Source organism: Mesorhizobium sp. B2-6-4, from assembly GCF_006441495.1.
GTDB lineage: Bacteria > Pseudomonadota > Alphaproteobacteria > Rhizobiales > Rhizobiaceae > Mesorhizobium.
Genome location: NZ_VFUE01000013.1, coordinates 32505 through 55402 on the forward strand (window position 1 = coordinate 32505; position 22898 = coordinate 55402).

Below are 22898 nucleotides of genomic sequence, written 5' to 3' on the forward strand. Positions count from 1 at the left end.
TCCTTCCCGTTTGAAGATCAGAGGCCTTGCGGCCCGGTTTTTGCTCCGAAAAGAGCGAGAAACTGCTGCGTCGCGCGGACGGCATCACCGCCGATCGCCGCCTCAGTCAATTCCAGCCGGTCGCCAAGCAAGAGACGGATCTGCACGTCGCGGGCGACCAGCCCGAAAAACGTACGGAACGCCGTCTCGGCGTCCGAGAAATCGAGCAGCCCGGCCTGGCGGCCGGCCTCCAGCACCGGCTTCAGGCGCTTGGCGAGGGCAAAGCGCCCGTTCTCCAGCACCACCGCGCCAAGATCATCCTTGCCCGAACCGGCATGGCCGACCGCCACCCGGTTGAGTGCGATCGAAGTGTCGCTGGAAATGACCTTCAGCCAGTCGGAAGCAAATCGCTCCAGGCTCGCGGCCAACGACGCAAGGTCGAGCCCCCTGCCGTCGACCGCCGTCACCCGCACCTTCGAGGCCTGCCATTGCACCGTCGCCGTCAGCAGTCCGTCGCGGTCGCCGAACCATTTGTAGAGCGTTTCCTTGGAGCAGCTCGCCCGCCGCGCCACTGCGGTCATGGTCAGATTGTCGCCCTCTTCGACCAGCAGGCGGAGCGCTGCATCCAGGACCGCCTTCTGACGCTCCGTCAGCGCTTCGCCGTTGTCGATATCGGCATTTGCCTGCAACACGCTCTGTTCCCGTTTGATGGTAGAGCCGTAGATCGCCCGAGCTCAGTACCGTACGTTACGGTTCGGCATATTGCGCAATCCGAAGATCGGCGCAAGGCCAAAATGACGAAATGTCTTTCCCGTGTCCCCGCAGCCGCGCAACGCGTATGTTCAGTCGCCGGCTGGCGGATCGCGCAACCGCCCGAGCAAGGCCGATACCGTGTTCAGTTCTTGCGGCGAAAGCTTGTCGCCAACCAGCTCCGCGATCGACCTGCCATAGACGGCCCACATACGGCGGCGCGTCTCTCGTCCCTTGGCCGTGATGCGGACGGTTTGGCCGCGGCCGTCATCAGCCACCGGCAGCTTCTCGACAAACCCATCGGCTTCAAGTCGGGCCAGCAGCCGCGAAATATTATACTGCGCGAACAGGGTTCGTTCGATCAGCTGGAACGGCCGCAAGCCGCCCTCGCCCGCCTCAGCGAGTTCGTGCAGCACGTCATACCAGGCAAGCGGCGGCAGGCCGCCTTCCTTCAGCGCGTCTTCGGCACGTTCCACCAGCTGGCGTGATACCCGCATCAGGCGTGCCCAGGTCTTGATGGCCTCCGGCGATGGCATGGCTGTCTCGATCATGACGGCATCATAAGAGATAGATGCAATTGCATCAAGCTTGACGACCAATGCATTTGCATCTAGATAGATGCGAATGCATCGATATTGAGAGGCAAATCCGATGAAGCATGCCAACACCCTCATTCTCGTCAGCCATCCCCTTTGCCCCTATGTCCAGCGTGCGGCGATCTCGCTGGCCGAGAAAGGCGTGCCGTTCGAGCGCGTCGACATCGACCTCGCCAACAAGCCTGACTGGTTCAAGGCGGTCTCGCCGCTCGGCAAGGTGCCGCTGCTGCGCGTGCAGCGGGGGAACGATGAAACGGTGATCTTCGAATCCGCCGTCATCCTCGAATTCCTCGAAGAAACTGAGGCCAATCCCCTCCACCCGGCCGACCCCTATGCCCGTGCCCGGCATCGTGCCTGGATCGAGTATGGCTCAGCCATCCTCAACGCCGTCGGCCGGTTCTATTCGGCGTCGACCGAGGCAGGATTCCTTGCCGAGTCTCGGACGCTGTCGGAAATGTTCGATCGTGTGGAGACCGAATTGGCGGGCGAAGCCGGCCGGACTGGACCATGGTTCGAAGGCGGGCGCTTTTCGCTCGTCGACGCAGTCTACGGCCCTGTCTTCCGCTACATCGATACCTTCGACCGGATCGGCGATTTCGGCATTCTGGACGGCAAACCGCTCGTCCAGGCCTGGCGCCAGGCATTGAGTGGACGCCCGTCCGTCAAGCATGCCGTGGCGCAGGACTATCCACTGCGCCTGCATGCCTTCCTGCGGGCGAAGGGATCGTATCTTTCGACGGTCATTCGCAAGAACGATCCGGCCAGCGCGCTTCCGCCAGCCCAGTTCGCCTGAACGGATGGACCACCGTGCCGGCCACCATTGAGGCGAGGAACTGCGGCGAATGCGCGGCGTCGCGGCGCCACCCCGCGGCTTATGCCTGGGCGGCATCAAAATCCGCACGCGCTTCGCGCACCGCATCATGGTTGAGTTCGGCCCATAGGATCAGTTGATGAAAGGCGCCGAACATCGAGCGCCCGAGATCGGTCAGGCTGTATTCAACGCTCGGTGGTTTGGTCGGGAACACTTCACGATGCACATAGCCGTCGCGCTGCAAATCATGCAGTGTCTGGGTCAGCATGCGCTGCGAAATGTCGGGCACCAGCCGCCGCAACTCACCGAAGCGATACGGCCTTTCAGCCAGCGCCATCACCAGCAGCGATCTCCATTTGCCGCTGACGCCCTGGATGACATTGCGAACCGGACAGTCGGCAAAATTACCGCCCCCGCTCATCGCTTTGTAGGTCTCCAGCTTCGATTTCAGATTGGTGACCTTGCCGTCCATCGCTGGTTCCCTGGATGTGCCTACCTCCCGAAAAACTGCCTCCTTTACGGTGGCAGGTCAATTCCTATTTTAGTGCTGGTCTCTTTCTGAGACCACTAGAGCACCCGCCGCTTCGGCACAAATCAGGATCTCCGATGACCGAAACCCTTCTCGTCACCGGCGCCTCCGGCCAGCTTGGCCGCGGCGTCATCCGCTATCTCCTGGACGCGCATAAAACTCCGCCTGCAAAGATCATCGCCACCACGCGCAATCCCGAAAGCCTGGCAGATTTGGCGGTGCGCGGCCTCGTTGTCAGGGCCGCAGACTTCAACGACTCCGCTTCGCTGGAAACCGCGTTCAAGGGTGCCGACAAGGCGCTGATCATTTCGACCGGCGATCTCGATCTCAAAAGCGGCAAGCGCCTGAAGCAGCACGAGAATGCAGTCGCGGCGGCCAAAAACGCCGGCGTTTTGCACCTGCTCTACACCTCGATGCCCAACCCGGAACCGGTGTCGCCGGTCCTGTTTGCCGGTGACCACTACAGCACCGAGCAGGCAATCAAGGCGAGCGGCATCCCCTACACGATCTTCCGCAACGGCTGGTACCAGGAGAACCTGTTCATGGCGCTGCCGCACGCGATCGCCTCGGGGCACTGGTACACGTCCGCCGGCGAAGGCCGCATCGCCCATGGCGCACGCGAAGACATGGCAGCGGCGATCGCCGCCGGTCTCGCTTCTGGCACGACCGACAACAAAACCTACACGCTGACTGGCCCGCAAGCGTACACGACGGCAGAGATCGCCGCCCTCGTCAGCGAAGTCACCGGCAAGCCGCTCGATGTCGTGCAGGTTTCGGATGATGTCCTGACCGAAGGGGTAAAGGCATCAGGCGTTCCCGAGGATTTTGCCGGCGTCATCGTTTCCTTCGACGTCAACACGCGGGCCGGCCGCATCGCCATGGTGACGGACGCGATCGAGATGCTTTCCGGCAGGACGCCAAGGACGTTGAGACAATTCCTCGAGGCGAACAAGGCTGCCCTGGCAGGTTGAAATCCACGCGGCGGGAAGTCTGTTCTCGACTCTCCGCCCTACTTCGATGTTTTGATCAGGCCGTGCCGAATAAGGCTCTCTCCGGTCGCAGCCAGCGCGTCTTCGCGCGAACGTGGCTTCCAGCCGAGCATGCGCACCGCCTTGGCATTGGTGGCATTCTTGACCTTGCCCAACTCAGGCACGAGCTGCGCGACTTCCGGATTGAACAGTCCCACCATGCGCACCAGCCAATCGGGAAGCTCTCTGGTCGAAACGCGCTTCGCCGCGTTGCCGAGCCGCTTTCTCAAGGTTTGCGCGATTTCCCGCACGGTCATGAAATCGCCGGCGACCGCCAGGAAGCGCTCGCCGTTGGCAGCTGGATCGGTCATGGCGCGGACATGCAGGTCCGCCACGTCGCGTGCATCGACGACGCCGAAGGACAGACGCGGCAGGCCCGGCATGGCGCCATTCATCATGCGTTGGACAAATTCGGTGGAGGTCGAATGGTCCGGGCCAAGCACAGGCCCGAAGATGCCGACGGGGTTGACGGCAGCAAGCTCCAACCCGCCCCCCTCGGCGGCGATAAAATCCCAGGCCGCGCGCTCGGCGAGCGTCTTCGACTTCACATAGGCGCTGACCCTTCCCATCGGATCGGTCCAGCTCTCCTCGGTGAACGGACGGCCGTCGGGCGGCATCTTGCCGTAGCCGACAGCCGCGAAGGAGGACGTCAGCACGACGCGTCTGACGCCGGCATCTCGTGCCGCCCGCAGCACCCGCAACGCGCCTTCACGGGCCGGAATGATCAGCTCGTCATCATGCTTGGGCACTCCGGGCGGGAACGGCGAGGCGACGTGCAGGACATAGTCGCAGCCCGCAGCGGCTAGCGGCCAGCCGGCATCGCTCATGAGATCGGCGATTGCAAAGGAGAGCCTGTCATCCGGCTCGACGCCACCTGCCTTGAGCATGGCCAGGACATCGGCTTGCCGCCTGGCCGAGCGCACAGTCGTGCGCACGCGGTAGTCCGCCTTCAGCAGTTCAAGGATACAGTGGGCGCCGAGAAAGCCAGATCCGCCGGTGACAAGCACCAATTCGCCGCTCATGCCCGCCCCCCGAAGCGTCAGCCCAAGGCGATCGAGACAGTCAGATCGCCACCTGCGTGCCGATCTCTACCACACGGCCGGTCGGTATCTGGAAATATTCGGTGGCGTCGGCCGCCGTGCGCGCCAGCCCGATGAACAGCCGGTCCTGCCACACCGGCATGCCGGAATTGGGCGAGGCTTTCAGCGAGCGCCGGGACAGGAAGAAGGACGTCGTCATGATGTCGAACTTCCAGCCTTGCTTGCGGCAGATCGCCAGCGCGCGCGGGATGTTGGGCTGCTCCATATAGCCGAAGGTCAGCGTCACCCGCATGAACAGCTCGTTGACCGTCTCCATCTTGACCCGGTCGCTGTCAGGCACCACCGGCTGCGGCGCGGTTACCACCGAGAGGATCACATTCTGCTCGTGCAGGACCTTGTAGTGCTTCAGGCTGTGCATCAGCGCGGTCGGCGCGCTGAGCGGATCGCTGGTCAGGAACACCGCGGTGCCGGATACCAGCTGCGGCTTCTTCTTCAACAGATTGCCGGCCAGGAAATCGAGCGGGATCTCGTTGCGGCGGGTCTTGTCGAAGAGATAACGGCTGCCGCGCACCCAGGTCCACATCGCCAGAACGATGGTGAAGGCCACCGCCAGCGAGGCCCAGCCGCCTTCGAACACCTTGACGATGTTGGAAGCAAAGAAGCCGACATCGATGAAACCGAACAACGCCGTCATCGCGACAGCCACCCACAGCCGCCATTTCCAGATGCGGGTCATGACGACAAACAGCAGCACCGTGGTCACCAGCATGTTGCCGGTCACCGAGATGCCGTATGCCGAAGCCAGCCTGCTGGATTCGCCGAAGCCCACCACCAGCATCATCACCACCAGCGCCAGCAACAGGTTGACGCGCGGCATGTAGATCTGGCCGGACTGTTTTTCCGACGTGTGCAGGATTTCCAGCCGTGGCAGCATGTTGAGCTGCACCGCCTGCCTGGTCAGCGAGAATGCGCCTGAAATCACCGCCTGGCTGGCGATGACCGTCGCGGCGGTCGCCAGCACCACCATCGGGATCAGCGTCCAGCCTTCGTTCATTTCGAAGAAGGGATGCCCGACCACGCCGTTCTTGGCCAGCACGAAGGCGCCCTGGCCGGCATAGTTGAGCAGCAGGCAAGGGAACACGATCGCCAGCCAGGCGAGCACGATCGGCTTGCGGCCGAAATGGCCGAGATCGGCATAGAGCGCTTCGGCGCCGGTGACCGCAAGGAAGATGGCGCCGATGGTGACGAAGGCGACATCGGGCGAATTGATCAGGAAGGCGACGATATAGTGCGGGCTGATCGCCCACAGGATTTCCGGATCGGCGATGATATGGTTGAGACCGGACAGGCCGATGGCCAGGAACCAGACCGCGGTGATCGGGCCGAAGATCAGCGCTACGCCGCCGGTGCCGAAGCGCTGCACCGAAAACAGTACCGCCAAGATGACCAGTGTCAGCGGCACGACATAGGGCTGGAAGGTCGGCGTGACGACGTTCATGCCCTCGACCGCCGACAGCACCGAAATTGCCGGGGTTATGACGGCGTCGCCGAAAAACAGCGAGGCGCCGACGATACCGATGCCCAGGATGATCGCCGAGCGCTTCGGGAAACTGCCGCGCGCCAATGCCATCAACGATAGCACGCCGCCTTCGCCGCGGTTGTTGGCGCGCAGCACGAACATGATGTATTTGATGGTGACGATGATCGTCAGTGACCAGATGATCAGCGAGAGAACGCCAAGAATGTCGCCACGGTCGGCCACTTCGCCGCCCGACGACGCCACCAGCGCCTCGCGGAACGCGTAGATCGGGCTGGTGCCGATATCGCCGTAAACAACGCCGAGCGCGCCGAGCATCAACACCTTGGTGCTGTGCTGCTCGATTTCAGGATGGCTCGATTGTTCGACGGTTTCTGCCTCACTACCAGTGTTGGCAAGGGCCATGAACGACACTCCGATAAGCGGGCGGTGCTCTACGCTTGCTGCGATGCAATATCAAGTACCGTCGCGTTATGGCTGCCATGCTTTGCACGCGAGGCTGCCACCATTACCACCCGCAAGCCCTGAGAAAGCGGCCCACCGTGCCGGCCATGCCATACTCCAACGCGTCGGCTGTCAACCCATGTCCGATCGACACTTCGGCCAATGCCGGAACGCGTCGCGCCAAGGCCGGCAGGTTGCTCACGGTCAGATCGTGCCCGGCATTGACCTCGAGGCCCGCGACAAAGGCCGCATCGGCGGTTTTTCCCAGTCTTTCCAGCTCCTTGGCCGCCTTGGCGGAATCGGCATGGCAACTGCCATAAGGTCCCGTGTAAAGCTCGATGCGGTCGGCACCGGTATCGCGCGCGGCGTTTATGCCGGCAGGATCCGCATCGGAGAACAACGAGACCCGGAAACCGCCCTTCTTCAGGCGTCTCACGATCGGTGTCAGGAACGCTGCATCGACGATGAAGTTCCAGCCATGGTCCGAGGTTGCCTGGGAGGGATCGTCGGGCACCAGGGTCACCTGTTCCGGCTGGTGCTTTTCCACAAGCGCCAGGAAATCCTCGGTCGGATGGCCCTCGATGTTGAATTCGGCCCGCGGGAACTCATCGTCGATCAAGGCCCTGATCTCAGGCAGGTCTGAACGGCGGGTATGGCGCTCGTCCGGGCGAGGATGCACCGTCAGCCCATGTGCTCCCGCCGCAAGCGCGATGCGGCCAAGCCTGATCACATCAGGCCACGGCAGGTCGCGCCGGTTGCGCAGCATGGCGATGGCGTTGAGATTGACGGAAAGCTTTGCGGGCATGGCTTCGGATCCTGCTCGATTTCGGCGCATCTATACCGCCTTTGACGGGAACAGATAGGGGGTTTCCGGTGTTCCAGAAGATCGGATGACGTTTGTGAAAGGATACGATCCCTTGAATTTCCTCGAAGCCGTGCCGGCAATCCGGCGCATCGATACGGACCGTGAGGATCTCTTCGCCATCGATATCGTCGGCCATGTCTCGGCGGCCGACGCGGAAAACCTGTTCGGCCTGCTCGAAGCGGCTTACGCGCTTCACCCGCGAATCGATGTGCTGGTGCGCGTGATCGATCATGACGGCGTCGACTGGAGCGACATATCGGACGAGACGCTGCGACAGGGCGCGGTCCAGGCCGCAGAACATATCGGTCGTTGTGCCGCGATCGGCGAGCCGGACTGGACGGCGCAGGCGCGAGACTTCCTCCCTACCCCGCCGCCGGTCGAACTCAGGCATTTCAAAGACGAGGCCGATGCCTGGCAATGGCTCGGCGCCAGACAACTGGGCTCCGCTACCTGACGATCGTCAGCCGTTCGGCCGCCCGGGTGATCGCGGTGTAAAGCCAGCGCTGGCGCGTTTCCTTGAACGCCCAGCTCTCGTCGAACAGCACGATCTCGTTCCACTGCGACCCCTGCGCCTTGTGCACGGTCAGCGCATAGCCATAGTCGAAATCATCGAACCGCTTCTTCTGCTGCCACGGGATATCGGCGTCGGGATCCTCGAACGCCGCCTTGAGCAGCTTGATCTTGGCGACACCGCGGTCCGGATCATCCTCTTCGGGCGACACCAGGAGGTTGATGCCAGGTTTCACCGTCTCGCGCGACGAGGTCATCACCTTCCACAGCGAACCGTTGAGCAGGCCCTTGGCCGGGTCGTTGCGCAGGCACACCAGCTTGTCGCCGGCCTGCGGATAGTCGGCATTGAACCCCTTGAGCTCGCGCAGGCGCTGGTTGTAGCGGCGGCGCGTGCGGTTGGTGCCGACCAGCACCTGGTCCGCCCTCAGCACTAGGTCCTGGTTGACGTCTTCCTTGCCGATCACCTGCGCCGTGCCGTAGTCGCCGCGCATGAATTCGCGCCCCTCGCGCACGTCGAGCGCCAGCCGCAGGATCGGATTGTCGCGCGCCTGCCGGTGGATTTCGGTGAGCAGGAAATCCGGCTCGTGGTCGGTGAAGAAGCCACCGCCCGAGATCGGCGGCAACTGGCCGGGATCGCCCAGCACCAGGATCGGCGTGCCAAAGCTCAAGAGGTCACGGCCAAGCTGCTCGTCGACCATCGAGCATTCGTCGATGATGACCAGTTTCGCACGCGAGATCGGGCTCTGCCGGTTGAGCGAAAAAGTCGGCGACATCGACGTCTTGCCAGTCACCTCGTCTTCGACCGATTCCTCCCCCTTGGGCCTGTAGATCAGCGAATGGATGGTGCGGGCATTGACCGCGCCCTTGGAGCGCAGCACCTGCGCCGCCTTGCCGGTGAAGGCGGCGAACTGCACCTGGCCGTCGACATGTTCGGCGAAATAGCGCGCCAGCGTCGTCTTGCCGGTGCCGGCATAGCCGAACAGCCGGAACAATTGCGGCTTGCCGGCCTTGAGCCAGCGCGCGACCGCCTGCAGCGCCTCGTCCTGTTGGGGTGAAAATTCCATCTGATCGTGTGACCGGATTCGCGAGAGAAAGACAAGATAGCGCCACCGCCATCGACGCGGCCTGGTGGCGAACTCCCTGCGCTTCAGCCTATCAGGCGAGGACGGGAACGTAAAGGGAACGGGCGCCATGTCCGCGCGATCACCCGACGGCGTGCGGATCGTTCTCCAGCAGGATCGGCTTGCCGTGCGGCGTGGCATGCGCGGCGCGCTCCCAGGCCCGTGCCATTGCATCGACATCGGGCTTGGCGGCCAATCCTTTCGACGCCAGCAGCGCTTCCAGCGCCGCCAACCAATGTTCGTAATAGTCATGGCCGTCAGCCCCGGCGCCGGGTTTCTTCACTTCGGCCGACAGTGCCTGCGCCCACTCGCTCCACGAAAACAGGCCCTTGTCGTGCAGCGCCACCGTCATCGCGAAGGCTTCGGCCTGCCAGGGCTCGGCGAAGACGGGCGCATCGAGGCCGGCGGGCAGACCGGCAGGCCCGTTCGCCTCAGGCCGGTTCAAGATAGTTCTCCCAGGCATCGATGGACACGGTCAGCGTCGGATCGGCCCCGTCGCCCCAGATCTCGGCTCCGTCGAAAACCACCGTATAGACCCATTGCGGGTTCTCGCCCTGCCCATGCGCGTTGGTGTCCGGGAATACAAAGCCGTCGCGCACCGCTTCGATCCTCCCATGCTTGCCACGCGCGTAGCGCGGCAGCCTGGTGTGGCCGGTCGGATTGAAATTCCTGGTCCGCACGCGGTCGCCGGCCCTGAACCGCGGCGCCGTTTCGACCGGCCGGTTGCACGGAGCGCCCTTGGCCAGCACGGCCGGAACGTCATCGGTCTTCAGCACTCTTTTGGGCGTCGCCGCCGCATCGATCGCCTCGCCTGCCTTGAGATCACGCTCGCTGACGAAACCATGGCGCTTGAGCAGGGTTTCCAGCGCCTTGATCCAGATCTGGTAGTAGCTGGAGGCATAATAGTCGGCCGGATGCAGCGATTCCCGCGCATGCCGGCTCTCATCGATATTCCAGGCGCCCATGGCGCCGGCGGTGAGCGTCACGCCGAGCGCCCGCCGCTCCCAGTCGGTATGGAAATACGGCTCGTCCCGTTCCGGCGCCACCGGCCCGAATCCCATCTGTCCGCCGACATCCTGCGGGCCGTTCATGCCGGATCCCCCGTTTTTTCCGGTTTTTGGGCTAGCACAGTGCCGATCATCGCATCGCGGCTTACCAATTCGGACAAGCGCTCCTCACTCCAGCCTTCGGTTCCTTGAGGCCGCATCGGGACGACGAGATAGCGTAACTCCGCGGTCGAATCCCAGACGCGTATCTTTGTCGAGGCCGGCAGCGTCAGCCCGAATTCCTCAAGCACGCCGCGCGGATCGATGACCGCGCGCGAGCGATAGGGCGGCGCCTTGTACCAGACCGGCGGCAGGCCGAGCACCGACCACGGATAGCAGGAGCACAGCGTGCAGACGACGAGATTGTGAGTCTCTTCGGTGTTGAACACCGCCTGCATGTGCTCGCCTTGCCGGCCGGTATAGCCCAGCGATCCGATCGCCGCCGTAGCATCGCGCTTCAGCCAGTCGGCAAAAGCGGGATCGCTCCAGGCCTTGGCCACCACCCTCGCGCCGTTGCGGGGACCGATCTTAGTCTCGTAGGTATCGACGATGACATCGATCGCGGCCGGATCGATCAATCCCTTGCGGGTGAGAATGGTTTCCAGCGCGCGCACGCGGGCGGCAAACGGATCGAGTTCGTTGTCGTGGTCATGATCGTGGGACATGGTCATAAACTACGGCTGGGATCCGCCGGCCGCAAGCATGACGACTTGGGCCAGTGGGCGCGACGCGGATACACTACTCCGCGGCCGTCTTTTGCGGCTCGCCTCGGATTTCGTCATCATCGTCGAACAGCGAAGGCTGATCCCCCGCTTCGACCAGATGCAATTCGGGCTTGCGCTTCGGCATCAGCCCGACCAGCCAGCCCGAGAAATTTTCCATGTAGACATAGATTACCGGTGTGACGAACAGCGTCAGCGCCTGCGAGGCGAGCAGACCGCCGACAACGGCGACGCCCAGCGGCTGGCGCAGCTCCGCGCTGGCGCCCGTGCCGAGCGCGATCGGGAACGTGCCCATCAAGGCGGCCAGCGTCGTCATCATGATCGGCCGGAACCGCATCAGGCAGGCCTTGTGGATGGACTCGGTGGCCGACATTCCTTCTCGTCGCAATTCGAGCGCGACGTCGACCATCATGATGCCGTTCTTCTTGACGATGCCGATCAGCATCAGGATGCCGATCACCGCGATGACGGACAGGTCCATGCCGGCGAAGCGCAAGGCGACAACCGCTCCCAGCACAGCCGATGGCAAGCCTGTGAGGATCGTGAGCGGATGGATGAAGCTCTCATAGAGAATGCCAAGCACGATATAGATGGTCAGGATCGCGCCGCCGATCAGCAGGCCCTGGTTGGCGAGCGAATCCTGGAAGGTCTTGGCTGTGCCGGCAAAGCTGGTCGAGATCGTCTCCGGCATGCCGATCTGCTCCTTGAGCGCGTCGATGCGGCTCACGCTGTCGCCGAGCGCCACGCCTTGCGGCAGATTATAGGAGATCGTCACGGCCGGAAGCTGGCCGAGCTGGTTGACCGTCAAGGCGCCCGCCGTGCGATCGACCCGGGCGAAGGCGCCAAGCGGAACCAGGGAGCCGCTCGCCGTCCTCATCTGGATGGCCAGCATCCGCTCCGGCGACCACTCGATCGTGGGATCGAGCTCGGTGATGACTTCGTAGCTGTCGGCGGAGCCGAAGATCGTCGAAACCTGGTCGGTGCCGAACCCGCCATAAAGCGCCGAGCGCAGTGTGTCGGTGTCGATGCCGAGCTGGGCCGCCTTGTCGCGATCCACCACCAGCGTCGCCTGCAGCGCATTGTTCTGCAAATCGCTGGTAACGTCGGTGAAAGTCGCATGATCGGCCGCCATCGCATCATTCAGTTTCTGCGCCCAGATGTCTGTCTGGCCGGTGTCGAGGCCTTGAACCACGAGCTGGTAGGCGCTGGCAGACGAGCGCGAACCCAGCCTCAGATTCTGCACAGGCTGCATGTAGGTCTCGATGCCCGCGACGCCGGCCAATTGCTTGCGCAGATCCGCAAGCACCTTCTCGATATTGGGCCGCTGGTCCTTGCCCTTGAGCTGGACGAAAAGCTGCCCCTGGTTGAGCGCATTGTTGCCGCTGCCCGCCGACCACGCAACATGGTCGACATAGGGCGAATGCGAGAACACGCTGGCCACCTGCCCCTGCAGCTTTGCCATGGCGTCGAACGAGATGTCCTGGCGCGCAATGGTCGTCACCGATATCTGGCCGATATCCTCCTGCGGGAAAAAGCCCTTCGGCGAGACCTCGATCAGCCACACCGACGCCGCCGCGGTGCCTATGAAGACCAGGAACACCAGGAAAGTGTGCCGCAGACAGAAGCTCAGGATCCGGTCGTAGCCGCGGGTGATGAAATCGCGCCTGTGGCCATCGCCATGCGCCTCGCGGTCGGCCTTGGTCACCGACAGCAGCCGCGAGCACAGCATCGGCGTCAGCGTCAGCGACACGAACATCGACGCCAGGATGGCGACCGTCACCACGACGGCGAACTCGTTGAAGATGCGCCCGATGACGCCGCCCATCAGAAGCACCGGGATGAACACGGCCACCAGCGAGATCGAAATCGAGATGATGGTGAAGCCGATTTCGCGCGCGCCCTTCAGCGACGCATCGAAAGCCGACAATCCGTCCTCCTCCATGTGACGGAAGATGTTTTCCAGCATCACGATAGCGTCGTCGACGACGAGGCCGACCGCGAGCGTCAGGCCCATCAGCGAAATGTTGTCGATGGAAAAGCCGAACAGGAACATCGCGCCGAGCGTGGCGATCAACGAGATCGGCACCGCCACGGCCGGGATGATGGTCGCCGTAACGCGGCGCAGGAACACGAAGATCACCATGACCACCAGCGCGATGGTCAACAGCAGCGTGAACTGCACGTCGTCCACGGCCTGGCGGATCGAGGTCGAACGGTCGTTGAGCAGCTTGATCTGGGCGGCGGCCGGCATCTGGTCCTGGAAGGACGGCAGCATCGCCTTGACCTTGTCGACGACATCGACAGTGTTGGCGTCGGGCTGGCGCTGCACCGCCATGATGATCGCGCGCGTGCCGTCATACCAGCTTGCAGTCGTCGTGGTCTGCACCGAATCGACGACGCGTGTCACCTCGCCCAGCCGCACCGGATGACCGTTCTTGGTGGCGATGATGAGGTTGGAGAATCCGGCGGCGTCGGTCAGCTGCGTATTGGCCGTGATCGTCAACTGCTGTTTGTTGTTCTTCAGAACGCCCAGCGGGGTGTTGGAGTTGGCGGATGCGATCGCCGCCTGCAGCTGGTCGATCGAAATGCCGCGCGCGGCAAGCGCGGTCGGGTCGATCTGGATGCGGACTGCATATTTCTGCTGGCCGAAGATGGAGACCTGCGCCACGCCGTCGATGGTCGACAGCGACGGCGAGATGACGTTTTCGGCGAAAGCATCGAGATCGGTCAGCGGAACCGTATCGCTGACCAGCGACATCAAAAGGATCGGCGCGTCGGCCGGATTGACCTTGCGATAGCTCGGCGGCGAGGTCATCTGCGGCGGCAGCGATCTTTGCGTGCGCGCGATCGCTGCCTGCACGTCCGCGGCCGCGGCATCGATGTCGCGGTTGAGCACGAACTGGATGGCGATCGAGGTCTGGCCGAGCGAGTTGGTGGTCGAGATCGAATCGATTCCGGCAATGGTGGCGAATTGCTTGATCAGCGGCGTCGCCACCGACGTTGCCATCGTTTCCGGCGAGGCTCCGGGTAGCTGAGCCGAGACGTTGACGACAGGGAATTCGGCACTGGGCAGCGCGGCCACCGGGAGGAACTTGTAGGCGAACAGCCCGCCCAGAACGAGGGCGAACGACATCAGGAGGGTGGCGACAGGCCTGCGAATGCAGAACTCGGAGATCATTGGGCCGCCTCGCCGGCCTTGTCCGCTTGCGCGATCTTGGGTGCTGCCTGGTCGCCGGATCCGGCGGATGCCTTGCCTTCGTGCACGGCAGCCCCGTTCTTCAGTCGCGTCTGGCCTTCGATAACAACCTTCTCGCCGCTTTTCAGGCCATCGCTGATGGCGGCGCTCTGACCCACGGTCAGCGCCACTTGCACCGGCCGCATTTCGACTGTGTTGTCAGGCTTGACCACATAGACGAACGGCCCCTTCTGGCTGGGCTGCACCGCGACCGTGGGGACGGACGTCATCTGCGGCATGATGCCCGCGTCGAGCACGACATTCACATATTGGCCCGGCCACAGCGACAGATCGGCGTTGGGTATGCTGGCTCGCGTTGCGATGGTGCCGGAAGCGGTATCGACGCTGGAATCGACGAAATCGAGCGTGCCCTTGCCAATGGGTGTCGGGTCGCCGTCCTGGGTCAGGGTCACTGCCCCTTGCTGTGGCTTTGCCAGTGCCTTGTGCAGCAGCGCAAGGTTGCTTTCGGGCAGGTTGAAGTTCACCTGCAGCGGATCCATCTGGGTGATGGTGACGAGCGGGGTCGAAGTGCTGCTGCTGCCATTGCTCGTGGTCACGAGATCGCCCACGGCAACGTTGACCGCGCCAAGCCTGCCGGAAATCGGCGCGGTGATCCTGGCAAAGCCAAGCTGGACATTGTCTGCATCGATTGTCGCCTTGTCGGCATCGACAGTCGCTGCCGCCGCCTTCTGCGCGGCAACGGCCTGGTCGTAGGTCTGCTGCGTACCGGCCTGCTTGGCGACAAGATCCTTGGCGCGCTGAAGATCGGAATTCGAACTGGCAAGCAGCGCCTGATCCTTGGCGAGCGTCGCCTGATCCTTGGCGAGCTGCGCCTTCAAGGCACGGTCATCCAGCGAAAACAGGAGATCGCCGGTTTTCACCATCTGCCCGTCCTTGACGTCGATCGACACGATCTGGCTGGACACGCGCGCGTTGATGCTGACCACGGCGGGAGAGGAGACGAAGCCGATGGCGTAGCGCCGGACCGGGAAATCGGCCGTCGTTGCCGTGGCCGAGATGATCGAGGCCGAACGGGCGCCAGTGCCGCCAGCCGCCTGCTTGCCCCCTGCCTGCGGATCCTGGCTATCCGGCGCCGGCTTGTCCGACGCGACCTGATTTACACCGATGATCTGCCGGGCCCTGCTCAGCGCATCGGGAGACAGATAGAGCCAGGCCGCGCCTGCGCAGGCGACCGCAAGCAATGAAAGAATGACTTTTCCACGCATCGACAAAAGACCCTCTCCGTCCGACACGCCATAGCCAGGTGGTCGTATTCTAGCTCAAATCACGACGCCCTGCCGCGATTTCGCTGAATAGATAGGACAGGGCTTTGGCGGAAAAGGGCCAAAACACGGCATTACGAAGATTTAATGTGCACTGCACAATGGATGGGCTGGCCACCATGATCGCGTGCAAAAGGCGGATCGCGAACCTGGACAACTCACCGCAGCATCGGCCAAAGCGTCGCGGCCAGCAACACGCCCATGGCGATGTTGAACCATTTCAGCCGCACTGGATCGGACAGGAAACCGCGCAGCGCCGTGCCGAATCCCGCCCACACTGAAACGCTCGGCAGGTTGACGATGGTGAAGGCCACCGAGATCAGCGCCACCGACAGGAACGGATGCTCCGGATTGGAGTAGACGGCCATGGCGGTGATCGCCATCACCCAGGCCTTGGCATTGACCCACTGGAACGCCGCCGCCTCGATGAAACGCATCGGCCGCGCCTTCGTCTCGCCTTTGCCGCTGAGCGAGCGTGACATGGCGATTTTCCAGGCAAGGTAGAGCAGATAGGCGGCGCCGGCGATCTTGAGCGCGGTGTGCAGCGCCGGGAACGCCGTCAGCACGGCGCCAAGACCAAGGCCGACCGCCAGCAGCAAGACAAGAAACCCGATGCTGATGCCGAACATATGCGGCACGCTCCTCACCAGGCCGAAATTCACACCTGAGGCGAGCAGCATCAGATTGTTAGGCCCGGGCGTGATCGAGGTCACGAAGGCGTAGACAAGCAAGGCGAGGAATGCGTCGAGCGACATGATATCCTCCCAGATAAGCCAGTATTATTGTCTCTTCCAACGACCGCACAAATGCCACCCTCGGCCGGTGGCCGATCCCGTCGTCACGCTGTGGAGAAACTTACCGGTGCTACATCCCCTGCGGGCCACGGTTCATCGCCGCCACGCCGGTGCGGCAGATTTCGACCAGGCCGAGTGGCTTCATGATGGCGATGAACTGGTCGAGCTTGGAGCCCTTGCCGGTGATCTCGAAGATGAAATGCTCGGTGTTGGCGTCGATGACGCTGGCGCGGAAGGCGTCAGCCAGCCGCAGCGCCTCGACGCGGGCTTCGCCGGTGCCGGCGACCTTGACCAGCGCCAGTTCCCGCTCCAGCGGCCGCTCCTGGCCGAACTCCTGCGAGCGCACGGTGAGGTCGACGACGCGGTGGACCGGCACGATGCGCTCGAGCTGGTGCTTGATCTGCTCCAGCACATGCGGCGTGCCGCGCGTCACGATGGTGATGCGCGAAAGATGTTTCTCATGCTCGGTTTCCGAGACCGTCAGGCTCTCGATGTTGTAGCCGCGCCCGGAAAACAGGCCGATGACCCGGGCAAGCACGCCCGGCTCGTTGTCGACCAGCACTGAAAGCGTGTGGTTCTCGGGCTTTTCCGTTTCCTTGGCGATGAAATAGGCGGAGCCGGTCGGTTGTAGCTGTGCGTTCATGATGTGAATCTCGACTTCAAACTCTTGGATCTAATCTCTGTTTACGCACGGCTTCTCGCGACAGCCCTGCCTCTGTCCGCTGCTAAACCAGTTCCCTGCCCTTGGCGTCGATGGCGTTGGCCACCGCTTCGTCCGTCGCCTCGTCCGGCAAGAGCATCTCATTGTGCGCCTTGCCCGACGGGATCATCGGGAAGCAGTTGGCGAGCGTCGCCACGCGGCAGTCGAACAGCACCGGCTTTCTGACCGAGATCATCTCCTTGATGGCATCGTCCAGCTCGTCCGGCTTGTCGCAGCGAATACCGTGGCCGCCATAGGCTTCGGCCAGCTTGACGAAATCAGGCATGGCTTCGGTGTAGGAATGCGACAGCCGGTTGCCGTGCAGCAGCTGCTGCCATTGCCGCACCATGCCCATATACTGGTTGTTGAGAATGAAGATTTTGATCGGCGCGTCGAACTGCACCGCGGCACTCATCTCTTGCATCGTCATCTGCACCGAAGCGTCGCCGGCGATATCGACGACCAGCGCGTTCGGATGCGCGATCTGCACGCCCAGTGCCGCCGGCAGGCCGTAACCCATCGTGCCGAGCCCCCCGGACGTCATCCAGCGGTTCGGCTTCTCGAAATGGTAGTGCTGGGCCGCCCACATCTGGTGCTGGCCGACCTCCGTCGTGATGTAGGTGTCCATGTCCTTGGTCAGGGCATAGAGCCGCTGGATGGCATATTGCGGCATGATCACGTCGTTGTTCATCTTGTACGCGAGCGAATCGCGCGCGCGCCATTTGGCGATCTGCTCCCACCAGGGATAGAGCGCCTTCTTGTCGGCCTTGGCGGTTGCCCGCCACAGCCGCACGAGATCCTCCAGAACCCGGCCGACATCGCCGATAATGGGCACGTCGGTGTGGACGTTCTTGTTGATCGAGGACGGATCGATGTCGATATGGATCTTCTTCGAGTTCGGCGAGAACGCGTTGAGCCGGCCGGTGATGCGGTCGTCGAAGCGCGCACCGATGCAGACCATCACGTCGCAGTCATGCATGGCCATGTTGGCTTCGTAGGTGCCGTGCATACCGAGCATGCCGAGCCAGTTCTTGCCAGATGCCGGATAGGCGCCGAGCCCCATCAGCGTCGAGGTGATCGGGAAACCGGTGAGGTCGACCAGTTCGCGCAGCAGATGGCTCGCTTCCGGACCGGAGTTGATGACGCCGCCGCCGCTGTAGATGATCGGTTTCCTGGCACCGGCCAAAAGCTCGACCGCCGCCTTGATCTTCTCCAGATCACCCTGCACCTTCGGCTGATAGCTGGTGCGTGGCGCGGTTTGCGGAGAAACGTAAAAACCCTTGGCGAACTGCACGTCCTTCGGGATGTCGACCACGACAGGACCGGGACGGCCGGTGGTGGCGACATGGAAGGCCTCATGAATGGTTGCGGCAAGCTCGTTGACGTCCTTGACCAGCCAATTGTGCTTGGTGCAGGGGCGCGTGATGCCGACCGTGTCGCACTCCTGGAAAGCGTCCGAACCGATCAGCGAGGTCGGCACCTGCCCGGTCAGGCACACCAGCGGGATCGAATCCATCAGCGCGTCCTGCAAAGGCGTCACCGCGTTGGTCGCGCCCGGACCCGATGTCACCAGCATGACGCCTGCCCTGCCGGTCGAGCGCGCATAGCCCTCGGCCGCGTGGCCGGCGCCCTGCTCGTGCCTCACCAGGATGTGCTCGACGTCGTCCTGCTGGAATATCTCGTCATAGATCGGGAGAACCGCGCCGCCCGGATAACCGAAGACATGCTTGACGCCATTGTCCTTCAGCGCCTGCACCACCATTTCGGCGCCAGTCATTTCGCGCCGCTCGCTCTGTCCGTTGCTCATCGGTTTGGTCCCGTACTGTCCGCCATCTGGCGATTTGCTGGTCGTTTAGTCGTGTTTAAGGCAATAAAAAAGGCCCCCGAGGGAGCCTGTGTGTTGCGCATGGGAGGTTTTCGCCCGGCGGTTACACCGCCTTGCCCACGCGCCTTCCTACGAGAATGAGTGCCTTTTTCATGGTGGCGAACCATAAGGGTGAAAGCAGCCGTTCGTCAATGGGGTCGATTCCGCTTTCATGCCGGCTTGCCCGGTGCATGGCACGAAGCACGCGCACGCCGTCATTTAGACCCGGCTCGACGTCGGGTCGCTGGTCAAACCCTTGAAAACAAAGCGAACTATTTGGCGACGTGACGCGGCCCATGGTTTGCCGCGATACTGCCCGAGGCCGGACCCCAAGCTCGGCAAAGGCAGCTCGCAACGAGGCCGATCAACAAAAACGCGGAGGAAACTGATGCTCGACAAGGCCCCGAACAGGAAGCTTTCCGACCTTCTCGAACGATTTGGCGCGGCCCTTGCCGCCGGCGACGTCGACAAGGCGGTCGAATGCTTCCAGGAAGATTGTTATTGGCGCGACCTCGTCACCTTCACCTGGAATATCAAGACCATGGAAGGCCGCGATCAGGTGCGTGACATGCTGGAAAGCCAGCTGTCGAAGACGAAGCCATCACATTTCGCCATCGCCAGGGGCGAGGACGCGACCGAGGCGAACGGGGTGATCGACGGCTGGATCAGCTTCGAGACGGATGTGGCGCGCGGCTTCGGCCATATCAGGTTGAAGGACGGCAAGATCTGGACGCTGCTGACCACGATGGTCGAGCTGAAAGGGCATGAAGAGCCGGCCGGCTTCGCCCGGCCGATGGGCGCCAAGCACGGCTCCGGCAAGAACCGCCCGACCTGGAAGGAAGAGCGCGAAAAGGAAGCGGCCGAGCTTGGCTTCAAGACGCAGCCCTATACGGTCATCATCGGCGGCGGCCAGGGCGGCATCGCGCTTGGCGCGCGGCTCCGCCAGCTCGGCGTGCCGACGATCATCATCGAGAAGAATGAACGTGCCGGCGACAGTTGGCGCAAGCGCTACAAGTCGCTCTGCCTGCACGACCCGGTCTGGTATGACCATTTGCCCTACATCGATTTTCCCCGGAACTGGCCGGTTTTCTCGCCCAAGGACAAGATCGGCGACTGGCTGGAAATGTACACCAAGGTGATGGAGCTGAATTACTGGTCCTCAACCGAGGCCAAGAGCGCTTCCTACGACGAGGAGAAGAAGGAATGGACAGTTGTCGTCCACCGCGACGGCAAGGACATCACGCTGAAGCCGAAGCAGCTGGTGTTGGCCACCGGCATGTCCGGCCGTCCCAATCTGCCGAAGTTCAAGGGCATGGAGAATTTCAAGGGCGATCAGCACCACTCCTCCAAGCACCCCGGCCCCGACCAATATGCCGGCAAGAAGGTTGTCGTCATCGGCTCGAACAATTCCGCGCACGACATTTGCGCAGCACTGTGGGAAGCCGGCGTCGACGTCACCATGGTGCAGCGATCGACCACCCACATCGTCAGATCCGACACGCTGATGGATATCGGGCTTGGCGCGCTCTACTCGGAGCAGGCGGTGCAGAACGGTATGACCACCGCCAAGGCCGACCTCATCTTCGCCTCCCTGCCCTACAAGATCCTGCACGAGTTCCAGATTCCGCTTTATGAGAAGATGAAGGAGCGCGACGCGGCGTTCTACAAGGGCCTGGAAAAGGCGGGGTTCATGCTCGACTGGGGCGACGACGGCTCCGGCCTGTTCATGAAATATCTCAGGCGTGGCTCCGGCTACTACATCGATATCGGCGCTTCGCAGCTGATCATCGATGGCGCCATCAAGCTCAAGAGCGGCGTCGATGTGGCCGAGATCAAAGAACATTCCGTCCTGCTCAGCGATGGCACCGAACTGCCGGCGGACGTCATCGTCTACGCCACCGGCTACGGCTCGATGAATGGCTGGGCGGCGGAGCTGATCTCAAAGGAGGTTGCCGACAAGGTCGGCAAATGCTGGGGGCTCGGCTCGAACACCACCAAGGATCCCGGCCCATGGGAAGGTGAGCAGCGCAACATGTGGAAGCCGACGCAGCAGGAGGCGCTCTGGTTCCATGGCGGTAACCTGCACCAGTCGCGCCATTATTCGCAGTTCCTGTCGCTGCAGTTGAAGGCCAGGCAGGAAGGCATTGCGACGCCCGTCTATGGGCTGCAGCAGGTTCACCACAAGGGATAAGCCAGATCGTGGTGAAAAACCGAGGGAGGCGCGGTTTTGGACCGCGCCTCCCTTTCCTGATCGGTGCGATCGGCTACGCCGCCTGGTCGGCCGCGAACCGCGCCACCACGCGTTCTAGCAACGGCACATAGTCGCGAAACGTGCGCGTCCTCATGTCGGCGACCTTGCCGCCCTCGTCCCAGATGCGGACGCGCACCGCCTCTTCGTGAAACGGGTTCTTGCGGAACCCGGCCACCTCGTCCGGGCTCATCGGCCCGCCCTGCAACGACAGCGTATGAACCGAAGCCGGCGACAGCTTGTCGAAATAGGTCGGGTCGGTGGCGCAGAGATAGCGCTTGGCCGAGACATGCAGCCTGACGCATTCGACGATGACCGGCGGGAAGAACGGCGCCAGCACCTCGCCGCCGGCCTCGTCATGGTGCTTGTCCCCGACGTCATCGGGCGAATAGGTACCGAACTCGCTGGTGTAGTGGCCGATATCGTGCAGCAGGGCTGCTGCCACCAGTTCTTCCGGCGCACCATCCTGCTCTGCGAGCCAGGCGCCCTGCAGCATATGCTCGGACATCGTCACCGGCTCGCCGAGATAGGATTCGGCTCCCCGGCGCTCGAAGATATCGGCGATGAATTCGACGATGTTGCCGGCGTTCAGATCATGTGCGTTCATTCCGCCGCCTCCTTGAAACCGTGCTCGATCGCCGCCAACGTCGACAGCAGGCCGTCCTTGTCGGCATAACAGCCCTGCAGCCAGCGTTTGCCGGTTCCCGAAAACGCCTTGCGCGCATGCATGACGCGGGTGTTGTCGACGATGAAGGCCTGCCCCGGCTCAAGCTTGAACGTTACTTCGAAAGCCGGATCCCCGATCAACTCCGCAAAGCGGCGATAGGCGGCGTAGTAGGCATCCATCTCGGCGAAAGGCACGTCGATGGTCGGCGCCAGCGAGCGGTTGTTGAAGCGGATGCAGATCAGTTCGCCGTCCGGCCCGAGTTCGATCATAGGCCGCTTCGCCTGCAGCCGCACGCCGGACGATCCGGCATATTCGAAACGGGCAGGATGCGAACTCAGGAGTCGGAAGCCTTCGGGATTCTCGGCCTGCAAGGCGGCCGCCACGGCGAACCCGTCGACCACGCTGGACTCACCACCCTCCACCGTGTTCTCGATACAGGACAGGATCTGCAGCGTCGGCACCGGGTCGCGATAAGGATTGTCGGTGTGCGCCTGGAGGCCGAGATTGGTGTAGGCCAGATTGTTCGGATTGACCTCGGCGCGCACTTCGAACCAGCGCCCGTAATTGGTCTCCCTGATGTAGCCGAACAGGTCGGAGACCTTGCACAGAGCGCCGGATTCGGCCGGCAGTCCGTCCATCACTGCAAAACCATATGTCCTCACCGCCGAGAGCCATTCCCGCAGTACACCGCGGCTGCGGCCTGCCGCCGGATAGCCGGCGCGCGGCACCGAATTCTGCATCGTCGCCTTGGTCCAGCGCTGCACCGCGTCGGCCGTCCATCCGGACTGACGGGCCTCGGCGCGATCATAGGCATTGGCTCGAAGCCACGCCTCGGGAAAGCTGACCGTCTTCTTCTCGGGCACGAAGCTGATCTCCACGGCATCGCCCTTGATCGAAGCAGCACCGATCCGCGTCTCGGCTGGAATATCGAGGATGGTGATCAGTCGCTGACCGTTGCCGGCGCTGCGTGTCTTGTCGTCGAGTGCGTTGTCGCGAAGCCACATGGCATGGAACCGGCAGCGCGTCCCGTCCTTCCAGCCCAGTTCGATCATTCTTCCTGCGTCGCCTATCAGCGCATCGGTCAACATGGAGATGTTCCTGTCCATTGCGCCCCGCAGTCCGCTCAGCG

The 22898-nt window shown here is 62.8% G+C and carries 21 protein-coding genes; 4 read left to right on the plus strand and 17 right to left on the minus strand.

Annotation, left to right across the window (positions count from 1 at the left end):
• Window positions 1–17: 17 nt before the first annotated feature.
• The gene (locus FJ426_RS19020) at window positions 18–671 is read right to left on the minus strand and encodes a TetR/AcrR family transcriptional regulator (protein WP_140516455.1); all 654 of its coding nucleotides are present in this window, start codon (window positions 669–671) and stop codon (window positions 18–20) included.
• Between the two features lie 150 nt (window positions 672–821).
• On the minus strand, window positions 822–1280 hold the full coding sequence (locus FJ426_RS19025; RefSeq protein WP_140516702.1) for a MarR family winged helix-turn-helix transcriptional regulator: 459 nt from the start codon (window positions 1278–1280) through the stop codon (window positions 822–824).
• A gap of 100 nt (window positions 1281–1380) precedes the next feature.
• Here FJ426_RS19025 and FJ426_RS19030 point away from each other — a divergent pair, with 100 nt between their 5' ends.
• Window positions 1381–2118 carry a glutathione S-transferase family protein gene (locus tag FJ426_RS19030; RefSeq protein WP_140559568.1) on the plus strand — a complete coding sequence of 246 codons (738 nt, stop codon included), beginning with the start codon at window positions 1381–1383 and terminating at the stop codon, window positions 2116–2118.
• A gap of 79 nt (window positions 2119–2197) precedes the next feature.
• Here the strand turns inward: FJ426_RS19030 and FJ426_RS19035 are convergent, their stop codons facing one another.
• On the minus strand, window positions 2198–2608 hold the full coding sequence (locus FJ426_RS19035) for a helix-turn-helix domain-containing protein (protein ID WP_140495388.1): 411 nt from the start codon (window positions 2606–2608) through the stop codon (window positions 2198–2200).
• A gap of 134 nt (window positions 2609–2742) precedes the next feature.
• Between FJ426_RS19035 and FJ426_RS19040 the strand changes: the two genes are divergently transcribed.
• Window positions 2743–3636: an SDR family oxidoreductase gene (locus tag FJ426_RS19040; RefSeq protein ID WP_140559567.1), complete on the plus strand. Its 894-nt coding sequence runs from the start codon at window positions 2743–2745 to the stop codon at window positions 3634–3636.
• A 38-nt stretch (window positions 3637–3674) separates the two neighbouring features.
• Here the strand turns inward: FJ426_RS19040 and FJ426_RS19045 are convergent, their stop codons facing one another.
• The 3 genes from FJ426_RS19045 to FJ426_RS19055 form a co-directional block, all read right to left on the minus strand.
• Window positions 3675–4715 (minus strand): aldehyde reductase, encoded by a 1041-nt coding sequence (locus FJ426_RS19045; protein ID WP_140559566.1) that lies wholly within the window; start codon window positions 4713–4715, stop codon window positions 3675–3677.
• A gap of 40 nt (window positions 4716–4755) precedes the next feature.
• Window positions 4756–6675: a potassium transporter Kup gene (locus FJ426_RS19050; protein ID WP_140495382.1), complete on the minus strand. Its 1920-nt coding sequence runs from the start codon at window positions 6673–6675 to the stop codon at window positions 4756–4758.
• 103 nt (window positions 6676–6778) lie between these two features.
• On the minus strand, window positions 6779–7519 hold the full coding sequence (locus tag FJ426_RS19055; RefSeq protein ID WP_140825491.1) for a pyridoxine 5'-phosphate synthase: 741 nt from the start codon (window positions 7517–7519) through the stop codon (window positions 6779–6781).
• 112 nt (window positions 7520–7631) lie between these two features.
• Here FJ426_RS19055 and FJ426_RS19060 point away from each other — a divergent pair, with 112 nt between their 5' ends.
• Window positions 7632–8033, plus strand: a complete 402-nt coding sequence (locus FJ426_RS19060; RefSeq protein ID WP_140521265.1) for an STAS/SEC14 domain-containing protein — start codon at window positions 7632–7634, stop codon at window positions 8031–8033.
• Here FJ426_RS19060 and FJ426_RS19065 read toward each other — a convergent pair.
• From FJ426_RS19065 to FJ426_RS19105, 9 genes are all read right to left on the minus strand, one after another.
• Window positions 8026–9153, minus strand: coding sequence for an ATP-dependent RecD-like DNA helicase (locus tag FJ426_RS19065; protein ID WP_140516474.1), 1128 nt, complete (start codon window positions 9151–9153; stop codon window positions 8026–8028). The genes FJ426_RS19060 and FJ426_RS19065 overlap by 8 nt on opposite strands.
• Window positions 9154–9292: 139 nt before the next feature.
• The gene (locus FJ426_RS19070) at window positions 9293–9655 is read right to left on the minus strand and encodes a nitrile hydratase accessory protein (protein WP_181167329.1); all 363 of its coding nucleotides are present in this window, start codon (window positions 9653–9655) and stop codon (window positions 9293–9295) included.
• Complete coding sequence (gene nthB, locus FJ426_RS19075; RefSeq protein WP_140559565.1) at window positions 9642–10301, minus strand: nitrile hydratase subunit beta; 660 nt, start codon at window positions 10299–10301, stop codon at window positions 9642–9644. The genes FJ426_RS19070 and nthB overlap by 14 nt, the downstream gene beginning before the upstream one ends.
• The gene (gene nthA, locus FJ426_RS19080) at window positions 10298–10921 is read right to left on the minus strand and encodes a nitrile hydratase subunit alpha (RefSeq protein WP_140559564.1); all 624 of its coding nucleotides are present in this window, start codon (window positions 10919–10921) and stop codon (window positions 10298–10300) included. Before nthA ends, nthB begins: the two co-directional genes overlap by 4 nt.
• 73 nt (window positions 10922–10994) lie before the next feature.
• On the minus strand, window positions 10995–14156 hold the full coding sequence (locus FJ426_RS19085; protein ID WP_140559563.1) for an efflux RND transporter permease subunit: 3162 nt from the start codon (window positions 14154–14156) through the stop codon (window positions 10995–10997).
• The gene (locus FJ426_RS19090) at window positions 14153–15439 is read right to left on the minus strand and encodes an efflux RND transporter periplasmic adaptor subunit (protein ID WP_140521169.1); all 1287 of its coding nucleotides are present in this window, start codon (window positions 15437–15439) and stop codon (window positions 14153–14155) included. Before FJ426_RS19090 ends, FJ426_RS19085 begins: the two co-directional genes overlap by 4 nt.
• A gap of 215 nt (window positions 15440–15654) precedes the next feature.
• Window positions 15655–16251, minus strand: a complete 597-nt coding sequence (locus tag FJ426_RS19095; RefSeq protein ID WP_140516483.1) for a LysE family translocator — start codon at window positions 16249–16251, stop codon at window positions 15655–15657.
• 109 nt (window positions 16252–16360) lie between these two features.
• Entirely contained in the window at window positions 16361–16933 is a 573-nt protein-coding gene (ilvN, locus tag FJ426_RS19100) for an acetolactate synthase small subunit (protein ID WP_023676680.1), read from the minus strand.
• Window positions 16934–17015: 82 nt separating this feature from the next.
• Window positions 17016–18797, minus strand: coding sequence for an acetolactate synthase 3 large subunit (locus FJ426_RS19105; RefSeq protein ID WP_140516486.1), 1782 nt, complete (start codon window positions 18795–18797; stop codon window positions 17016–17018).
• A 445-nt stretch (window positions 18798–19242) separates the two neighbouring features.
• Here FJ426_RS19105 and FJ426_RS19110 point away from each other — a divergent pair, with 445 nt between their 5' ends.
• Window positions 19243–21045: an NAD(P)/FAD-dependent oxidoreductase gene (locus FJ426_RS19110; protein ID WP_140495364.1), complete on the plus strand. Its 1803-nt coding sequence runs from the start codon at window positions 19243–19245 to the stop codon at window positions 21043–21045.
• Window positions 21046–21118: 73 nt separating this feature from the next.
• Here FJ426_RS19110 and FJ426_RS19115 read toward each other — a convergent pair whose 3' ends face one another.
• Entirely contained in the window at window positions 21119–21709 is a 591-nt protein-coding gene (locus FJ426_RS19115; protein WP_140825492.1) for an HD domain-containing protein, read from the minus strand.
• Window positions 21706–22857 (minus strand): gamma-butyrobetaine dioxygenase, encoded by a 1152-nt coding sequence (locus FJ426_RS19120; protein ID WP_140825493.1) that lies wholly within the window; start codon window positions 22855–22857, stop codon window positions 21706–21708. Before FJ426_RS19120 ends, FJ426_RS19115 begins: the two co-directional genes overlap by 4 nt.
• Window positions 22858–22898: the final 41 nt, after the last annotated feature.